Source organism: Solirubrobacter deserti (genome assembly GCF_027587175.1).
Taxonomy (GTDB): Bacteria; Actinomycetota; Thermoleophilia; order Solirubrobacterales; family Solirubrobacteraceae; genus Solirubrobacter; species Solirubrobacter deserti.
Genome location: NZ_JAPCID010000002.1, coordinates 48,713 through 63,946 on the forward strand (window position 1 = coordinate 48,713; position 15,234 = coordinate 63,946).

The following is a 15,234-nucleotide window of genomic DNA, read 5'->3' on the forward strand; positions in this document are numbered from 1 at the left end:
CCGGAGGAGGAGAGGAAGACAGTGGCGATCAAGGTGTCGATGCACAACTGGATGCGGCCGGAGCCGATCGAGCGCACGATCGAGCGGCTGGCGCGTCTGGGCTACGACGGGATCGAGATCTCGGGCGAGCCCGATCAATACGACGTCGGCCGGGTGCGCGGGCTGCTGGAGGAGCACGGGCTCGTCTGCTGGGGCGCCGTGACGCTGATGATGGGCGCGCGCGACCTGTGCCATGAGGATCGCTACATGCGGATCGGCAGCGTCGAGTACGTCAAGGACTGCCTGACGTTCGTGTCCCAGCTCGGTGGCCAGATCGTCACGGTCGTGCCGTCGACCGTGGGCAAGATCACACCGATGGGCTCGCCCGCGGACGAGTGGCGCTGGTGCGTGGAGTCGCTGCGTGAGTGCCAGGCACACGCCGAGTCGGTCGGCGTCCGGATCGCGCTGGAACCGCTCAACCGGTTCGAGACGTACTTCCTCAACCGCGGCGAGCAGGCGCTCGCGCTCGCCGAGGAGGTCGGCGGCAACTGCGGCGTCGCGCTGGACACGTTCCACATGAACATCGAGGAAGCCGACCTGATCGACGCCATCCACCAGGCCGGCGACCGGCTCGCCGACTTCCACGTGGCCGACAACAACCGCATGCCGCCGGGCCACGGCGCGCTCGACTGGGACGCGATCGTCCGCGCGCTGCACACGATCGGCTACCAGGGGCACATGACGGCGGAGTTCGTCCCCTCGCTGGACCGCAGCTCAATCTCCGAGCGCGAGATCGGCGACGCGTCCGAGGCCGGCGGCGGCGTCGCCATGGAGAAGTTCCTGCGCGACCACTCGACCGGCGCGGTCCCCGAGGCCTACTACGACCGCTGCGCCCAGGCGTCGATCGACCACCTGCGCGCGGCGTTGGCCGGGAGCACATCCACCGTCTGATGCCCGCCGTCGCCCTCATCGGGACCCTCGATACCAAGGGCGACGAGATCGCGTACGTGCGCGAGCGCTTGAAGGCGTTCCGGGTGCGCGCGGTGGTGATCGACAGCGGCATCCTGGGCGAGCCGGGCTGCAAGGCGGACATCGGCCGGGAGGAGGTGGCCGCGGCGGGCGGCCACGCGTTGGCCGACGTGCAGGCGGCGGGCTCGCGCGGCGCGGCCGTGTCGCTGATGGTGGACGGCGTCCGGGCGCTCGTGGTGCGCCTGTTCGCCGAGGGGCGGGTCCAGGGCGTGCTGTGCCTGGGCGGCGCGGAGGGCGCGCTGCTGGGCGCGGCGGCCATGCAGGCGCTGCCGGTGGGCGTCCCGAAGCTGCTCGTGTCGCCGAGCGCGAGCGGGCGGCGCACGTTCGCGGCCTTCGTCGGCGAGAGCGACGTCTGCGTCATGCACTCGGTCGTCGACATCCTCGGCCTGAACGGCATCTCGCGGCCGATCTTCGACAACGCCGCGGCCGCGATGGCGGGCATGGTCCACGACGCGGGCTCCGCGCTGGGCACGCTGGGCGAGCACTGCGTCGGCGTCACGATGCTCGGGCAGACGACCCCGGGCGTGATGCGCCTGCGCGAGCACCTCGCGCTGGCCGGGCATGAGCCCGTGATCTTCCACGCCAACGGCGTCGGCGGACCCGCGATGGAGCACCTGTGCGAAGAGGGTGCGCTGCAGGGTGTGGTCGACTACACCCTGTCCGAGGTCGCGAACTCCTTGAAGGACGGGATGCACGCGACCGGGCCCGAGCGGCTCACGGTCGCCGGCCGGCTCGGCCTCCCCCAGGTCGTCGTCCCCGGCTGCGTGGACTTCTTCAACCAGGGCCCGCGCGAGTCGCTGCCGCTGCAATACCGCGCGCGCAAGACGTACTTCCACAACCCGGTGATGACGCTCGTGCGGCTGGACCGCGACGAGGAGGCCGAGCTCGGCGCGATCGTCGCCGAGCGCCTGAACGGCGCCACCGGGCCCGTGCACGTCGTCGCGCCGCTGCGCGGGTTCTCGCTGGCCGACGCCGAGGGCGGCGACCTGTGGGACCCGGAGGCCGACTCCGCCTTCCTGGAAGCCCTGAGCGGCGCGTTGCGCGCCGACATCCGCTTCGAAGCCGTCGACGCCCACGTCGACGACCACGACTTCGCCGACGTGGTCGCCACCCGTTACCTCGCCCTCGTCGGAGCCTATGCCTGATTCAGCTCGTCCCGTCTCGCACTGCATCATGGACCTCGCGCCGCCGGACATCGCGTGGTTCCAGGAGAAGTCGGACATCATCCTGGTGCCGATCGGGTCGTGCGAGCAGCACGGCGCGCACCTGCCGCTCGGGACGGACACGATCACGGCGCTGGAGGTCGCGCGGCGCGCGGCCGAGCAGGCCGATGTGCCCTACACCGCGCCGTTCTGGGCCGGCTACTCGCCGCAGCACATGCGCGAGACCGAGTCGGCCGTGGGCACGATCACGCTGCGTGCCGAGACGCTCAACGCGGTGCTCTACGACATCCTGCGCTCGCTGATCCACCACGGGTGGAACAAGCTGATCCTGGTCAACGGGCACGGCTCCAACGTCAAGGTGCTGGACCCGCTGCTGCGGCGCATCAAGTACGAGACGGGCGCGCTGGTCGCGCTCTACAAGCCGTACGCGGAGCGCTACATCGGCATCCTCGAAGGGCTGCTGGACAACCCGCCGGAGGAGACGCCGGGCTGGCACGCGAGCGAGCTGGAGACCTCCCAGGTGCTGGCGCACAACGCGGCGCTGGTGCGGATGGACCGCGCCGCCGAGGACCGCGCGCAGGCGCCCGAGTGGCTGCCGGACTCGATGCTCAAGTCCGACGGCGCGCCCGACGTCCAGTTCGAGGGCTACCAGTACTTCTCGTTCCCGATGGACCACGGCGAGTTCTCGCGCACGGGCGTGATCGGCAACCCGCTGACGGCCACCGCCGAGAAGGGCGAGGAGGCGCTTTCGCGCTTCTCCGGTCATCTGGTGCGGGCGATCGACGAGTTCCGGCCGCTGAAAGTGGACGTGCGCCGGCGCGCGTTCGAGGAGCGCGTGTGAGCACCACGCCGCCCGCGCTGCGGCGCCAGCAGATCCTGGAGCGCATCCAGCGCGACGGCGGCGTGTCCGTCGCCGACCTGGCGCGCGATCTGACGGTGTCGTCGATCACGGTCCACCGTGACCTCGAGCAGCTGTCTAAGGACGGGCTGGTCGAGCGCGTACACGGCGGGGCGCGGGCGCTGGCGGCGGCCGGGCCGGCGACGGCGATCCCGCCGACGGGCTGGGAGCAGCGGGCGGCGGCCTCGCGTGGCGCGAAGGCCGCGATCGCCGCGCACGCCGCGCGCGAGGTCCGCTCGGGCTCGACGATCTTCCTCGACTCCTCGTCCTCCTGCCTCGCGCTGGCGCGGCAGCTGGTGAGCGAGTCGGCGTCGAACCTCACGCTGGTCACCAACTCGCCCGCGATCGCCTACGAGCTGGCGGACGAGCGGATGCTGGTGATCGTCACGCCCGGCGAGCTCGACCAGCACATGCGGCTGCTGGCGGGGCGCTGGACGACCGACTTCATGTCGGGCTTGAACTTCGAGCTGGCGTTCGTCTCGTGCGCGGGCGTGACGCTGGACGCGGGGCTCACGACCTCGCGCCGCGCGCTCGCGGACGTGATCAACGTCGCGAGCGCGAACGCGGCCCGCACCGTCGGGCTGATCGACTCGAACAAGTTCGGGCGGGCGTCGCTGCTGACGATCGCCCGCGCGCAGGACCTGGACGCGATCGTCACGGATGAGGGACTGGACGACGCGACCGCGCACGACTTCCGGGCGGCCGGTGTGGCGCTCGAGATCGCAAAGTAACGGAGGAGAACGAGGGATGGCACGACCCGTAACGCTGTTCACCGGCCAATGGGCCGACCTGGGCTTCGAGGAGCTGGCCAAGAAGGTCGGCGAGTGGGAGTTCGACGGCCTCGAGCTCGCGACCTGGGGTGACCACTTCGAGGTGCCCAAGGCGCTCGCGGACCCCTCCTACTGCGCCGGCCGGCGCGAGGTGCTCGAGCGCCACGGTCTCAACATCTGGGCGATCGGCGCGCACCTCACCGGCCAGGCGGTGTGCGACCCGATCGACTCGCGCCATCAAGGGGTGCTGGACCCGGAGGTGTGGGGGGACGGGGACCCCGAGGGCGTGCGTCAGCGTGCCGCCGAGCGCATGAAGGACACGGCGCGCGCGGCCGCGCAACTCGGCATCGAGGTCGTCACGGGCTTCACCGGCTCGTCGATCTGGCACCAGCTGTACTCGTTCCCGCCCAACGACTTCGCGGAGATCGAGCGCGGCTACGAGGACTTCGCGGAGCGCTGGGGGCCGATCATCGACGTCTTCGACGCCGAGGGCGTGCGCTTCGCGCTCGAGGTCCATCCCACCGAGATCGCCTACGACTTCGTGACCACGCGCAAGACGCTGGACGCGCTCGACAACCGGCCCGGGTTCGGCATCAACTTCGACCCGTCGCACTTCGCGCACCAGTTCCTCGACAGCGCCGCGTTCGTGACCGAGTTCGCGGACCGCATCTACCACGTGCACGTCAAGGACTCGATCAAGACGCTGGACGGGCGCACGTCGATCCTCGGCGGGCACCTGAACTTCGGCGAGGCCGGCCGCGGCTGGGATTTCGTGTCCCCCGGGCACGGCGACGTGGACTTCGAGGCGCTGTTCCGGGCGCTGAACCGGATCGGCTACCGCGGGCCGTTGTCGATCGAGTGGGAGGATTCCGGGATGGACCGGGACTGGGGCGCGCCCGACGCGCTGGCGTTCGTGCGGCGCACGGACTTCGCGCCGTCCACGGTGGCGTTCGACGCGGCGTTCGCGCGGGAGGCGTAGATGAGCAAGGTCGGATTCGTCACGATGGGAGAGTCGGCGGGCGGGGATGACGTCCCCACCGTCGGCATCGGCATGCTCGGGTACGGGTTCATGGGCAAGGCCCACTCGAACGCGTACAAGACGCTCGCCTACATGACCTGGCCGCCGCCGTTGATGCCGCAGCTGGTGTCGATCGCGGGGCGCAACGAGGAGGCCGTCGCCGGCGCGGCGCGCCGCTATGGCTTCGACGGCTATGTGACCGACTGGAAGCAGATCATCGCCGACGACCGCGTCGGCGTGTTCGACAACTCCGGGCCCAACAACTTCCACGCCGAGCCGACGATCGCGGCGGCCGAGGCGGGCAAGCACGTGATCTGCGAGAAGCCGCTCGGGCGCACCGCGGACGAGGCGTACGAGACGTGGCAGCGCGTGCAGGCCGCGGGCGTGAAGGCGATGTGCGCCTTCAACTACCGCTTCGTGCCGGCCGTTCGGCTCGCGCGCATGATCATCGAGTCGGGCGAGCTCGGCGAGATCTTCCACTTCCGTGGGAGCTACCTGCAGGAGTGGATCATCGACGCGGACTTCCCGATGGTCTGGCGGCTGGACAAGGACGTGGCCGGGTCGGGCGCCCTGGGCGACCTCGGCGCCCACGTGATCGATCTGGCGCGCTACCTGGTCGGTGAGATCAGCGCGGTGAGCGCCCACACGCGGACCTTCGTCAAGAACCGCGAGGGGCAGGCCGTCACCGTCGACGACGCCGTGGAGTCCATCGTCGACTTCGAGAACGGCGCGGTCGGCACGATCGAGGCCACGCGCTTCGCGTCGGGCCGCAAGAACGGGCTCACGTTCGAGATCAACGGCTCCAAGGGGTCCTTGAGCTTCGACATCGAGCGCCTGAACGAGCTCCAGGTCCATTACCGGGACTCCAAGCCCGGCGACCTGGCGCAAGGCTTCCGCACCGTGCTCGTGTCCGAGGCCGACCACCCGTTCTGGGAGCACTGGTGGCCGCAGGGGCACATGATCGGCTGGGAGCACACGTTCGTCCACGAGATCCACCACTTCCTCTCGGCGATCCGCGAGGACACGGAGATCGGACCGCACGGCGCCACCTTCGAGGACGGCTACCGCGCGGCCGAGATCTGCGACGCGATGCTGCGCTCCGCCGGGAACGGCGCGCGCGAGACGCTGAGCTACCGGTCCTAGGACCAAAGGCGTCTGGTCACCGGGCGTCGTCCCAGCGACGATGCCCGGTATGACCACGATCGCTGAAGAAGTCGAGGCGTGGCCCGGCGTGCACGCCGAGCACGGCTCGCGGGGCGAGTACGCCTTCAAGGTGGGCGCGCGCGAGATCGGGCACGTGCACGGTGACCGCGTGCTGCACATCGGCTTCCCGAAGGCCGTCTGGCATGAGCTCCACGACGCCGGCCGGATCGACTACCACCCCGTCTTCCCGAACAAGCCGGGGTTCGGCTCGCGTGACCTACGCAGCGAGGACGACGTGCGCGACGCGATCGAGCTGCTGCGCCTCAACTACGACCGCGTGATCGAGCGCTACGGGCTCCCCACCCCGTGAGGGCCGTCTGGCTGCGCGCGTTCGGCCCGCCTTCGGTGCTCGAGGCGGGTGAGGCGCCGGAGCCCACGAACCTAAAGAGGGACAGTCCCTCTTTAGGTTTGATCAAGGTCGAGTTCGCGAACGTCACGTTCGTCGAGACGCAGGTCCGAGCCGGCCGCGGCCCGTTCCCGGTGCAGCTCCCCATGATCCCCGGGAACGGCGTCGGCGGCCGGCTGGAGGGGCGACGCGTGGTCGCTTCGCTCAACGGCCGCGGCGGCTACGCCGAGCGCGCCGTCCCGGGTGAGCTCTTCGACGTGCCGGACGAGCTCCCGCTCGATCACGCGGTCGCGCTGCTCGCCGACGGCCGCACCGCGACGCTGCTCACCGACGCGGCGGCGATCCAGCCCGGTGAGCGGGTGCTCGTCCTGGCCGCGGCGGGAGGCGTCGGCACGCTGCTCGTCCAGCTCGCGCGGCGGGCGGGCGCGACGGTGGTCGGGGCCGCGAGCGAGTCCAAGCACGACGTCGTCGAGCGGTTGGGCGGCGCGCCCAGGCGCTATGACGACCTGCCGGCCGCCGATGTGGTGTTCGACGGCGTCGGCGGCGCCGCGGCCCGCGCGGCCTTCCAAGCGCTCTCCCCCGGCGGCCGCATCCTCTCCTACGGCCTCGCCAGCGGCGCCTGGGCGGACATCACGCCCGAGCAGGCGGCCGCACGGGACGTCACGCTCGTCAAGACCGGCCGCCCCGAGCGCCACCACACCGAGCGCGCGCTGACCGCCGGCCTGAAGCCGATCATCGGCCAGCGCTTCGAGCTCGAGCAGGCCGCCGCCGCGCACGCCGCGATCGAGGCGCGCGCGACGGTCGGCAAGACCCTGCTCGTGCTCTAGCGCGTCACCCGCTTCATCGGACCGTGGCCGCCCGGGACGACGCGCAGCGTCGAGCCGGCCTTGCGCATCGCGGCCGCGTCGCCGAGGCTGGCCGGCTTGGCCGGCGTGAACAGCCACTCGTCGAAGAACGGGTCGAGCTCCTGGCCGGAGATCCGCTCGGCGAGCGCGATGAACTGCGGGATCGCCACGTTGCCGCCGCGGTTGCGGGCGATCCATTCGCGCAGCAGGCGGAAGAACGGACCGTCCCCGATCCGGGTCCGCAGCGCGTGCAGGGTCATCGCCCCGCGGTCGTAGACGGCGCCGTCGAACAGGTCGATCGGGCCCGGGTCGCCGATCTTGATCGACCAGAACGGGTCGTCGGCCGGCTGGGAGGCGTAGAAGTCGAAGAAGTCCTGGGCCGTCGAACGGCCCTGCTCCTCGCTCCACAGCCACTCGGTGTAGGTGGCGAAGCCCTCGTTGAGCCACAGGTGCCGCCACAGCGAGATCGCCAGCGAGTCACCGACCCACTGGTGCGCGAGCTCGTGGACGACCACGCTCTCCGCCGGCTCGGACCGCACGTTGAAGAACGCGCGCGAGTAGGTCGGCCGGGTCTGGTTCTCGAGCGCGAAGCCGATGCCCTCGACATCGTCGACGATCGAGCCCGCGGACGAGAACGGATAGCGGCCGAACAGCCCTTCCAGGAACGTGATGATCTGCGGCTGCTGGTCGAGCGCCGAGCGCGCGACCTCACCCTCGGTCGGCGGGGTCTGCGCGGCGCCGCCCACGATCCAGTCGTTCTCGTTCGGCGGCGCGTCGGCGGGCGGGCCGCTCACGGTCCAGCCGTCGAACACGTTGCCGTCGGCCTCGAACGAGGTCGTGCCCTGCCCGCCCGGGCCGACGATGTCGTCGAGCTCGACGCCCGCGATCTGGTAGAGGTCGTCGCTGGCGTGGGTGAGCGACAACTCGACCTGCTGCCCGGCGTAGGCGCCGAGGTCCACGCGCCACTGCTCGTAGCCGTCGCTGGAGCCGCTCGCGGCCCACCACTCGCCGGTCGTGCCCGTCGGGACGCACTGCCCGTTGACGACGTCGATGTAGCTCGCGACCTGCGCGTAGATGCTGCCGAGGCCGTTGCACGCGCCGGCCGTCACCTGCGAGTTGTGACCGTTGAGGTCGCGCAGCGTCGTCCAGTCCTCGGTGCCGGCCGGGCGCGCCTCGACGAAGAAGAAGTCCCAGCTGGGCTCGGTCTCGCGCCGGACCCAGAACGAGAGCTCACCGCCGCCCGCGGGGACGTCGATGGTGCGAGTGAGGCGCTTCCAAGACGGCTCGGCGATCTGCGAGATCGCCATCTGACGCCCGGTGCGCGGCTCGGGCTCGGCGAGCAGGTCCGGGTCCATCGCGTCCCAGTACTTGATGCCGTTGGCCTTGTAGGCGTCGACCTTGAACTCGCCGATCGTCGCCGTCGTCAGGTACGACGCCATCGGCTCCTTCGCCTCCCACTTCCACGTCGTCCACGGCCCGAAGGTGCTCACGTCGCGCAACTCGCCGTTCGCGATCGCCTCCAGCCCGCGCGGGACCGTGATCGAGAACGAGTAGGACGCCTTGTCGAGCGGATGGTCGTTGACCGGGTACCAGTACGCGGCGGAGTCCGGCTGGCCGGCCACGTATGTGCCGTCGTCGGTGTGGATGAAGCCGGACAGGCCGAGGACACCCTCGTCGATCGTCTGCGGCACGCCGTCGTAGAGGAAGTACGCGTTGAAGCGCTCCCCGCGCCGGATCCCCTTCAGCGGCTTGACCGTCATCTCGCCGCCGCTGCGGCTCACCCGCGCGGGCCAGCCGTCCACGAGCGCGAGCCGCACGTTCATCCCGATCAGGTCGAGGTTGAAGCTCGAGAGGTCCTGCTTGGCGGTAATCTCCAGCTTGGCGACACCGCGCAGCACGTCGGTGTCCGGGTCGTAGCTGAGCGTGAGCCCGTAGTGGGACACGTCGTAGCCGCCGTTGCCGTCCAGCGGGAAGTACGGATCCCCGATCCCGGGCGCTCCCGGTTTGAACGAGATGCCCTTCGCCTCGGCCACGGCCGGCACCAGTGCCAGCGCGAGCGACGCCGCCATCACCCCTACGAGCCTGCGCACATCAACCTCCCGGAACCTCTCGTTTCACGGAACGTTGCCGTGCGGTAGGAACGCCGTCAAGTGCCTACCACCGCCCTGATCGTCGTGGACATGCTCAATGCGTACGACCACGAGGACGCCGACCAACTCGCCGAGTGCGTCGAGCGTCAGCTGCCGCAGATGGTTCAACTGCGCGACACCGCCGCCGAGCGCGACGACATCCTGCTCGTCTACGTCCAGGACAACTACGACGCCTGGGAGGTCGGCCGCGAGCAGCTGGTCGACCGGGCGCTGAAGGGCGAGCACCCCGAGCTCGTCGAGCCGATCGCGCCCAGCGACGGCGTCGCGTTCCTGCCCAAGGGCCGGCACTCGATCTTCTACCAGACGGCCCTGGACCACGTGCTGAGCGTGGGCGACGTCAAGAAGGTGGTGCTCGTCGGCCAGGTCACGGAGCAGTGCGTGCTCTATTCCGCGCTCGACGCGTACCTGCGCGGGTATGAGGTGACTGTGCCGCGCGACGCCGTCGCGCACATCGACAAAGAGCTCGCGGACGCCGCGCTGAAGATGATGGAGCGCAACCTGCACGCCGACCTGTCGCCGGCGGCCGAGGTGTTTCAGCCCGTCACGTCGTAGCCCGCGAGGTCCAGGCAGACCATGCAGTAGGGCCACGGCGGGTTCCACGGCCAGCCCGTCACGTCCTTGCCGCAGAGGGCGGTGTCCGGGTCGTCCTCGGGGACGATGTGGCAGATCTTCTCGCCGTCGTGGGTCGGGCCGTCGACCTTCGACTTCTCAGGTGCGATGGTCATGCTCATTGTTGTAGCCCAATCGGGGTACGAGGGCGAGCGTGCTCACGATCGTGATTCTCGGATTGGCCCTGTTCGGCGCGCCTGGCTGGCTGACGCATACCACCGCGGAGGAGCTGAGCTTCTCGTATCAGGCGATCGGCGAGGAGGACGAGTTCGACCAGGTCCTCACGATCAAGAACGACGGCTTGGGGGCGGTCGCCCCGAAGCTGAAGATCACACCGCTGGACTCGACGAGCCAGCCGATCTCGGGCCTGAAGGTGACGAGCGCGTTCGGCAGCACGAACGGCACGATGATCATCCCGTCGTTCTTCGAGGACTTCGACATCCTCAAGTTCGAGGGCGCCCGTGCGGACGAGGTCTACGACGTCCGGGTCGAGGTGGTCGAGCTCAAGCAGGTGGACTACCCGGACATGCCCGAGGGCGGCGTCGTGATCGAGCAGTACCTCAACGAGGGCAAGCCGTCGAAGGAGTTCGACGACCCGTTCGACGCGCTCGAGCTGCACAACCCCAACGACGACGACTTGACGATCAAGATCGCGCTGATCGCGTGGCAGGAGAAGGAGGGCGACGCGCCGCAGCAGTTCGACTGGGTGATCACGTCCGGACCGGCGGTCACCGTGCCGGCGAACTCGCGCAAGACACTCCGGCTCGGCCAGGACACGGCGGGCATCCGCTACGTGACGGCCTGGCCGTTCCAGTCGACTACATCCTGAACACGCCGTAGCCCACGTCGCGCAGCGGCGCGCCGGAGCACGCCCCGAGCGCGAGCCCGAGCACGTCGCGCGTGTCGCGCGGGTCGATCACGCCGTCGTCCCACAGCCGTGCGGTCGCGTAGTACGGGTGGCCCTGCTCCTCGTACTGCTCGCGCAGCGACGCGCCGACCTCCGGCTGGCCGACGGTCTCCATCACGGTCGCGGCCTGCTGGCCGCCCATCACCGAGATGCGCGCGTTCGGCCACATGAACAGGAAGCGCGGCGAGTACGCGCGCCCGCACATGCCGTAGTTGCCGGCGCCGAACGACCCGCCGACGATCACGGTGAGCTTGGGCACGCGCGCGCAGCTGACCGCCGTGACCATCTTCGCCCCGTGCTTGGCGATGCCGCCCGCCTCGTAGTCCTTGCCGACCATGAACCCGCTGATGTTCTGCAGGAACACGAGCGGGATGCGGCGGCGATCGCAGAGCTCGATGAAGTGGGCGCCCTTGAGCGCGGACTCGCTGAACAGGATCCCGTTGTTGGCCAGGATGCCGACCGGGTGGCCGTGGATATGAGCGAAGCCGGTGACGAGCGTCGGCCCGTACAGCGCCTTGAACTCGTGGAAGTGCGAGCCGTCTACCAGCCGCGCGATCAGCTCGTGCGGGTCGTAGGGCTTGCGGACGTCGGCGGGCACGACGTCGAAGATCGAGTCCGCGTCGTGGTGTGGCGGCTCGACCGCGATCCGCTCCCAGGCGCGGGTCGGCTTCGGGAGCGTGGCGACGATGTCGCGGACGATCGCCAGCGCGTGCGCGTCGTCGTCGGCGAGGTGGTCGGTGACGCCGGACGTGCGCGAGTGCAGGTCGCCGCCGCCCAGCTCCTCCGCGGTGACCTCCTCGCCCGTCGCGGCCTTCACCAGCGGCGGGCCGCCGAGGAAGATCGTGCCCTGCTCGCGGACGATCACGCACTCGTCGCTCATCGCGGGCACGTACGCGCCGCCCGCCGTGCACGAGCCGAGCACCGCGGCGATCTGCGGGATGCCCTTCTCGGACATCGTCGCCTGGTTGAAGAAGATCCGGCCGAAGTGTTCGCGGTCGGGGAAGACCTCGTCCTGCAGCGGCAGGAACGCCCCGCCCGAGTCGACCAGGTAGATGCACGGCAAGAGGTTGTGCAGCGCCACTTCCTGCGCGCGCAGGTGCTTCTTGACCGTCATCGGGTAGTAGGTGCCGCCCTTGACCGTCGCGTCGTTGGCGACGATCACGCACTCGCGGCCCTGCACCCGCCCGACCCCGGTGACGAGCCCCGCGCCGGGCGCGTCCCCGTCGTACATGCCGTGCGCGGCGAGCGGGCTCAACTCCAGGAACGGTGCGCCGTGGTCGAGCAGCCGGTCCACGCGCTCGCGCGGGAGCAGCTTGCCCCGGCTGGTGTGCCGTGCGCGGGCCTTCTCCCCGCCGCCCAGCCGCACGCGCTCGAGCTGCGCGTTCAGGTCGGCGACCAGCTCCGCGTGCGTCATGCGACCACCGCCACGATCTCGTCCCGCCCCACCTTGTCCCCCACCTTCACCTTCAGCTCGGTCACCGTGCCGTCAGATGGAGCGGTGAGCGAGAGCTCCATCTTCATCGACTCCAGCACCACCACGGGCTCGCCGGCCTTGACCTCGTCGCCCACCGCCCGCGGCGTGAGCAGCACCGACCCGGGCATCGGCGCCCGCAGCTCCCCGTCGCCCGCGACGTGGTGCAAGTCCTCCGCGCTCGGCTCGCTGACCCGCCACGTCCACCCATCGACCGCCACCCACGGACCCGAACACAACCTTAAGGGGTCTGACCCCTTTAGGTTGTGTTCGATAGAGATCGGGGCGCCGCCGTTGACCGAGAGCGTCCAGTAGGACGGGGCGCGCGCGCCGCCGAGGCGCCAGCCGTCCACGCGCTGCCACGGGTCGTCGCCGGCGCGGCGCAGTTGTGCGGAAGCCCAGGCTGCGGCGGCCTCCTCGTCGGTGAGCGGCGGCTCCGGCGGGTCAAGGCGGCCGATCAGGCCCGTGTCCATCTCCCCCGCGCGCACGTCGTCGCGCGCAAGCAGCGAGCGCAGAAAGCCGACGTTGGTCTCCAGGCCGAGGATCGCGGTGTTGGAGAGCGCACGGTCCAGGCGCGCGAGGGCGGTGCGGCGATCCGGGCCGTGCGCGATGACCTTGGCGATCATCGAGTCGTAGTCCGTGCCGACCACGCTCCCGGTCTCGACCGCCGCGTCCACGCGCACGCCGGACGGGTACCGGGCGAGCAGCACGGGACCGGCGGACGGGAAGAAGCGCAGGTCCTCGGCGTTCACGCGGGCCTCGATGGCGTGGCCGGTCATTTCCACCTGGACGTCCAGCGGCTCACCCGCCGCCACGCGCAGCTGCAGCTCGACCAGGTCCAGGCCCGTCACCAGCTCCGTAACCGGGTGCTCGACCTGCAGGCGCGCGTTCATCTCCAGGAAGAAGTGCTGCGACGGATCGTCTGCGTCGGCGATGAACTCGACCGTCCCCGCGCCGACGTAGCCCGCGGCCTGCGCCAGCGCCACCGCCTCGCGGCCGAAGACCTCCCTCAGCGCCGCGTCCACGACCGGCGACGGCGACTCCTCGATCACCTTCTGGTGGCGCCGCTGGAGCGTGCACTCGCGCTCGCCGAGCGAGATCACGGTGCCGTGCGTGTCGCCGATCACCTGCACCTCGATGTGCCGGGCGCGCGGGAGGAAGCGCTCGAGGAAGACGCGGTCGTCCCCGAAGCCCGCGGCGGCCTCGCGGCTCGCCGCCGCCATCGCGTCCGCCAGGTCCTCCGGACGCTCGACGACCCGCATGCCGCGCCCGCCGCCGCCCGCCGCGGCCTTGACCAGCACCGGGTACTCCGCCGTCTCCGGGGTGTACGTGGGGACGACCGGCACGCCCGCAACCTCCGCGGCCGCCTTCGCGCGCACCTTGTCCCCCATGAGCTCGATCGCGTCCGCCGACGGCCCGATGAACACGACGCCCATCTCCTCGCACGCACGCGCGAACGCCGGGTTCTCGCTCAGGAACCCGTAGCCGGGATGGACCGCGTCGCAGCGCGCGGCGACGACCATGATCTCGTCGATGCTCAAGTAGGACGAGACGAGCTCGGCGGCGTCGGCCTCACGCACGTGCGGCGCGTCGCGATCTGCCTCGGTGTAGATCGCCATGGACCGGATGCCGAGCCCGTGCAGCGTCCGCAGGACCCGGCGCGCGATCTCGCCGCGGTTGGCGACGAGCACGGAGTCGAACACGGCTAGGCCCCGAGCGCCCGCGCGATCACCATCTGCTGCACCTCGTCGGTGCCCTCGCCGATGGTGAGGATCTTCGCGTCCCGGTACATGCGGCAGACCGGGTACTCCTCGATGTAGCCGTAGCCACCGTGGATCTGCACGGCCTCCTCGGCGCAGCGTACCGCCAGCCGGCCCGTCTTGAGCTTCGCCTGCGCGGCCGTGAGCGTGAAGTTGCGGCCCTGGTCCTTGAGCCGCGCGGCCTTGTAGACGAGCAGCCGCGCCGCCTCGATCTCGGTCGCCATGTCGGCGAGCTTGGCCTGGATGGCCTGGAACTTGGAGATCGGCTTGCCGAACGCGCGCCGCTCCTTCGCGTAGGCCAGCGCCTGGTCGAGCGCGCCCTGCGCGAGGCCGACGCCCATCGCCGCCACGCCGATGCGCCCGATGTCCAGCACGTGCAGGAACTGCTTGAAGCCGGCGCCGCGCGGGCCGAGCAGGTTCTCCTCCGGCACCACGCAGTCCTCGAACGTCAGCGGCCGCGTGTCCGACGCGTTCCAGCCCATCTTGCGGTACGGCTCGCCCTGGAAGTAGCCCGGCGTGCCGTTCGGGACGATCAGGTTGGAGATCTCGTCCTCGCCGGTGCGCGCCGTGATGCACACCACGCCGGAGATGTCCGTGCCCGCGTTGGTGATGAACTGCTTGGCGCCGTTGATCGTCCAGCCGTCCTCGTTCAGCGAGGCGCGCGTGCGCACGTTGCCCGCGTCCGACCCCGCTTCGGGCTCGGTCAGCCCGAACGCGCCCAGGACCTCGCCGCTCGTCAGCTTCGGCAGCCACTCGGCCTTCTGCTCCTCGGAGCCGAACAGGTAGATCGGCTGCGTCCCGAGTGACGTGTGGGCGCAGAGCGTGATCGCCACCGACGAGTCCACACGCGTGAGCTCCTCGACCGCGATCGCGTAGGCCAGCGAGTCCGCCCCCGCCCCGCCGTACTCCTCCGGGAACGGGATGCCCATCAGCCCGAGCTCCCCGAGCTGCTTGACGATCGCGTACGGGAACGCCTTCGTGCGGTCGAGCTCCTCCGCCACCGGAGCGACCTCCTGCTCGGCGAAGTCGCGCACCGTGCGCCGGATCAGCTCGTGGTCGTCGGGGAGATCGAAGTTCATGTACAAC

15 protein-coding genes are annotated in these 15,234 nt (G+C 70.5%); 10 read left to right on the forward strand and 5 right to left on the reverse strand.

Annotated features, from left to right (window positions below):
• Positions 1-27: 27 nt before the first annotated feature.
• From OJ962_RS01490 to OJ962_RS01525, 8 genes are read left to right on the forward strand one after another with little or no spacing between them, the layout of a single operon-like run.
• Positions 28-930, forward strand: a complete 903-nt coding sequence (locus tag OJ962_RS01490) for a sugar phosphate isomerase/epimerase family protein (RefSeq protein WP_407697478.1) — start codon at positions 28-30, stop codon at positions 928-930.
• On the forward strand, positions 930-2,153 hold the full coding sequence (locus OJ962_RS01495; protein ID WP_202953087.1) for a Tm-1-like ATP-binding domain-containing protein: 1,224 nt from the start codon (positions 930-932) through the stop codon (positions 2,151-2,153). The genes OJ962_RS01490 and OJ962_RS01495 overlap by 1 nt, the downstream gene beginning before the upstream one ends.
• Positions 2,146-3,012, forward strand: a complete 867-nt coding sequence (locus tag OJ962_RS01500) for a creatininase family protein (RefSeq protein WP_202953088.1) — start codon at positions 2,146-2,148, stop codon at positions 3,010-3,012. The genes OJ962_RS01495 and OJ962_RS01500 overlap by 8 nt, the downstream gene beginning before the upstream one ends.
• On the forward strand, positions 3,009-3,800 hold the full coding sequence (locus OJ962_RS01505; protein ID WP_202953089.1) for a DeoR/GlpR family DNA-binding transcription regulator: 792 nt from the start codon (positions 3,009-3,011) through the stop codon (positions 3,798-3,800). Before OJ962_RS01500 ends, OJ962_RS01505 begins: the two co-directional genes overlap by 4 nt.
• A 16-nt stretch (positions 3,801-3,816) precedes the next feature.
• A complete protein-coding gene (locus tag OJ962_RS01510) occupies positions 3,817-4,818 on the forward strand; it encodes a sugar phosphate isomerase/epimerase family protein (RefSeq protein ID WP_202953090.1) in 1,002 nt (333 codons plus the stop codon).
• Positions 4,819-6,000, forward strand: a complete 1,182-nt coding sequence (locus OJ962_RS01515) for a Gfo/Idh/MocA family protein (protein ID WP_202953091.1) — start codon at positions 4,819-4,821, stop codon at positions 5,998-6,000.
• A gap of 49 nt (positions 6,001-6,049) precedes the next feature.
• Entirely contained in the window at positions 6,050-6,370 is a 321-nt protein-coding gene (locus OJ962_RS01520) for a luciferase domain-containing protein (protein ID WP_238930988.1), read from the forward strand.
• The gene (locus OJ962_RS01525) at positions 6,367-7,233 is read left to right on the forward strand and encodes a zinc-binding dehydrogenase (RefSeq protein ID WP_202953093.1); all 867 of its coding nucleotides are present in this window, start codon (positions 6,367-6,369) and stop codon (positions 7,231-7,233) included. Before OJ962_RS01520 ends, OJ962_RS01525 begins: the two co-directional genes overlap by 4 nt.
• Here OJ962_RS01525 and OJ962_RS01530 read toward each other — a convergent pair.
• A complete protein-coding gene (locus OJ962_RS01530; protein WP_202953094.1) occupies positions 7,230-9,341 on the reverse strand; it encodes a M1 family metallopeptidase in 2,112 nt (703 codons plus the stop codon). The genes OJ962_RS01525 and OJ962_RS01530 overlap by 4 nt on opposite strands.
• 60 nt (positions 9,342-9,401) lie before the next feature.
• Here OJ962_RS01530 and OJ962_RS01535 point away from each other — a divergent pair, with 60 nt between their 5' ends.
• Complete coding sequence (locus OJ962_RS01535; protein ID WP_202953095.1) at positions 9,402-9,953, forward strand: cysteine hydrolase family protein; 552 nt, start codon at positions 9,402-9,404, stop codon at positions 9,951-9,953.
• Here OJ962_RS01535 and OJ962_RS01540 read toward each other — a convergent pair.
• A complete protein-coding gene (locus OJ962_RS01540; RefSeq protein WP_202953096.1) occupies positions 9,935-10,126 on the reverse strand; it encodes a hypothetical protein in 192 nt (63 codons plus the stop codon). The genes OJ962_RS01535 and OJ962_RS01540 overlap by 19 nt on opposite strands.
• Before the next feature lie 38 nt (positions 10,127-10,164).
• Between OJ962_RS01540 and OJ962_RS01545 the strand changes: the two genes are divergently transcribed.
• On the forward strand, positions 10,165-10,839 hold the full coding sequence (locus OJ962_RS01545) for a hypothetical protein (RefSeq protein ID WP_202953097.1): 675 nt from the start codon (positions 10,165-10,167) through the stop codon (positions 10,837-10,839).
• Here OJ962_RS01545 and OJ962_RS01550 read toward each other — a convergent pair.
• From OJ962_RS01550 to OJ962_RS01560, 3 genes are read right to left on the reverse strand one after another with little or no spacing between them, the layout of a single operon-like run.
• A complete protein-coding gene (locus OJ962_RS01550) occupies positions 10,829-12,331 on the reverse strand; it encodes a carboxyl transferase domain-containing protein (protein WP_202953098.1) in 1,503 nt (500 codons plus the stop codon). The genes OJ962_RS01545 and OJ962_RS01550 overlap by 11 nt on opposite strands.
• On the reverse strand, positions 12,328-14,091 hold the full coding sequence (locus OJ962_RS01555; RefSeq protein WP_202953099.1) for an acetyl/propionyl/methylcrotonyl-CoA carboxylase subunit alpha: 1,764 nt from the start codon (positions 14,089-14,091) through the stop codon (positions 12,328-12,330). The genes OJ962_RS01550 and OJ962_RS01555 overlap by 4 nt, the downstream gene beginning before the upstream one ends.
• A 2-nt stretch (positions 14,092-14,093) precedes the next feature.
• Complete coding sequence (locus OJ962_RS01560; protein WP_202953100.1) at positions 14,094-15,227, reverse strand: acyl-CoA dehydrogenase family protein; 1,134 nt, start codon at positions 15,225-15,227, stop codon at positions 14,094-14,096.
• Positions 15,228-15,234: the final 7 nt, after the last annotated feature.

Bases quoted from the DNA above. Each gene is read 5' to 3' on its own strand.
- OJ962_RS01495 (WP_202953087.1), top strand. From the start codon at position 930: ATGCCCGCCGTCGCCCTCATCGGGACCCTCGATACCAAGGGCGACGAG.
- OJ962_RS01500 (WP_202953088.1), top strand. From the start codon at position 2,146: ATGCCTGATTCAGCTCGTCCCGTCTCGCACTGCATCATGGACCTCGCG.
- OJ962_RS01510 (WP_202953090.1), top strand. From the start codon at position 3,817: ATGGCACGACCCGTAACGCTGTTCACCGGCCAATGGGCCGACCTGGGC.
- OJ962_RS01515 (WP_202953091.1), top strand. From the start codon at position 4,819: ATGAGCAAGGTCGGATTCGTCACGATGGGAGAGTCGGCGGGCGGGGAT.
- OJ962_RS01520 (WP_238930988.1), top strand. From the start codon at position 6,050: ATGACCACGATCGCTGAAGAAGTCGAGGCGTGGCCCGGCGTGCACGCC.
- OJ962_RS01540 (WP_202953096.1), bottom strand. From the start codon at position 10,126: ATGACCATCGCACCTGAGAAGTCGAAGGTCGACGGCCCGACCCACGAC.
- OJ962_RS01550 (WP_202953098.1), bottom strand. From the start codon at position 12,331: ATGACGCACGCGGAGCTGGTCGCCGACCTGAACGCGCAGCTCGAGCGC.
- OJ962_RS01560 (WP_202953100.1), bottom strand. From the start codon at position 15,227: ATGAACTTCGATCTCCCCGACGACCACGAGCTGATCCGGCGCACGGTG.